1 protein-coding gene is annotated in these 585 nt (G+C 67.4%); it reads right to left on the bottom strand.

Annotated elements, in window-relative coordinates; all coding sequences use genetic code 11:
* Positions 1-518, bottom strand: a 518-nt coding sequence (locus QSK36_RS43055; protein ID WP_502883471.1) for an ABC transporter permease, incomplete at its 3' end; no start/stop codon positions are given.
* Positions 519-585 lie beyond the last annotated feature (67 nt).

The following is a 585-nucleotide window of genomic DNA, read 5'->3' as shown; positions in this document are numbered from 1 at the left end:
ACGATCAGCGAGTTGTCCGGCTGCACCAACTGCGTGCGCTGGTTGGACATCCGCTGCGCCAGGCCCCGCCCGGCCACCATCATCGCCAGCGTCGCGATGAACGGCACCATCCGCCCATAAGAGATCAAAATCCCGTTCAGCAGCCCCGCGCCGGTGCCCACCAGCACCGCACAAACGATCATCACGACCGGCCCGTAGGCCTGGGTGGCCAGCGTGGTCGCCCACACCGACGCCAACGCCATCAGCGCCCCGACCGACAGATCGATACCACCACCGATGATCACGAACGTCATGCCGACCGTGATCACCCCGATCGTCGAGGCCAGCGCCAGGATGCTCACCAAATTGGAGGACGTGGCGAAGTTCTCCGGCCTGGTCACCAGGCCCACGATCGCCAGCAGCACCAGCGCCGCGACCAACCCCAGATGCCGGACCTCACCCAGCCGGCCGAACCGCCCGCCCGGGCCCGCCGCCTTCACGCGGGGACCGGCCGGCGCGGCCTGATCGACCTCAGTCATGGAACGCTCCTTCAGAGGGGGGATTAGCTACACCGGACCCGGAATCAGACACGGACCCGGAATCGGA

Source organism: Microbispora sp. NBRC 16548, from assembly GCF_030268985.1.
GTDB lineage: Bacteria > Actinomycetota > Actinomycetes > Streptosporangiales > Streptosporangiaceae > Microbispora > Microbispora catharanthi.
Note: the sequence above shows the minus strand (reverse complement) of the source record. Positions and strands in the feature narration are given on the sequence as shown.